2 protein-coding genes are annotated in these 1,269 nt (G+C 67.4%); both read left to right on the top strand.

Annotation, left to right across the window (positions count from 1 at the left end; genetic code table 11):
- The first annotated feature begins 64 nt into the window (after positions 1–64).
- Positions 65–355 (top strand): transposase, encoded by a 291-nt coding sequence (locus ACWEV3_RS43370; protein ID WP_452619501.1) that lies wholly within the window; start codon positions 65–67, stop codon positions 353–355.
- Positions 352–1,236, top strand: a complete 885-nt coding sequence (locus tag ACWEV3_RS43365) for an IS3 family transposase (protein WP_452619500.1) — start codon at positions 352–354, stop codon at positions 1,234–1,236. Before ACWEV3_RS43370 ends, ACWEV3_RS43365 begins: the two co-directional genes overlap by 4 nt.
- Positions 1,237–1,269 lie beyond the last annotated feature (33 nt).

The raw sequence follows: 1,269 nt of genomic DNA, 5'->3' as shown, positions 1-1,269 counted from the left end.
TGAGGTTGCCCCTGTAAGCCGGACACCCTGATCCCAGGCAAGTTGCCTGAGCAAGGATGTCCCTGTGTCAGGTTCATCGAAGTATCCCGAGCAGTTCCGCAAGGACGCGGTCGAGTTGGCCCGGTCCTCGGATCGCCCGTTACGGCAGGTCGCCCGCGAGCTCGGGGTGAACCACGAGACGCTGCGTAACTGGGTCCGCACCGTCGAACGCGCCGAGACCGCGTCGCCAGGCCGCGTTTCGGTGAGTGAGCAGGAAGAGCTGCGGGCGCTGCGTAAGCGGGTGGCCGAGTTGGAGCTGGAAAAGGAGATTCTTCGCAAGGCAGCCGCCTATTTCGCCAAGGAGATGGGTCGTTGACCTGCAGCTACCGGTTCATCTCCGAACACCGCGCCGTCTTCGGCGTCGCACGGCTGTGCCGGGTCCTGGGTATCAGACGTCCGGGCTTCTACGAATGGCTGGCCGCCGCGCCCGCACGCGCCGAACGAACCGCCGCCGACCAACGGCTGGCAGCCGAGATCGCCGGGCTCCACGCCGAGCACCGTGGCACCTACGGTCGCCCGCGGGTCACCGCCGCTTTGCGCCGCCGCGGCCGGCGGGTCAACCACAAACGCGTCGAGCGGATCATGCGCGAGCACGGCATCGCCGGCATCACCCGGCGGCGGCGCCGGTCACTGACCAGGCAGGATGAGACCGCTGCCCCGGTGCCCGATCTCATCGGCCGCGACTTCACCGCCCCAGCACCCGGCAGGCGGCTCGTCGGTGACATCACCTATCTGCCCACACAGGAGGGCTGGCTGTATCTGGCCACGGTGATCGACCTGCACAACAGGGAGGTCATCGGCCACGCGATGGCCGGGCACATGCGCGCCGAACTGGTCGGTGACGCGATCGTCCTGGCCTCCCGGCGTGGCCTGGTCGGTGACGACGCGGTCTTTCATTCCGACCGTGGCTCGCAATACACCTCGGCCGCCTTCCGTGCCACGCTCGCCGGTCTGGGCGTGCGACCGTCGGTGGGCAGGGCCGGGTCGTGCTACGACAACGCTGTCGCGGAGTCGTTCTTCGCCACGCTTAAGGCCGAGATCGGCACCACCGTGTGGGCCACCCGAGAAGACGCCCGGCGGGACGTCTTCTTCTACCTCGGCTACTACAACCACGACCGTCTACATTCGACACTTGACCACCGAACCCCCCACGAAACGCGCGTCAGCTATCGTCAAGGCCTAGCCCTCGTGGCATGAAACCCCGGTGTCCGGTCTTCGGGGGCAACCTCA

It is taken from the genome of Saccharopolyspora sp. NPDC003752, from assembly GCF_053605825.1.
Note: the sequence above shows the minus strand (reverse complement) of the source record. Positions and strands in the feature narration are given on the sequence as shown.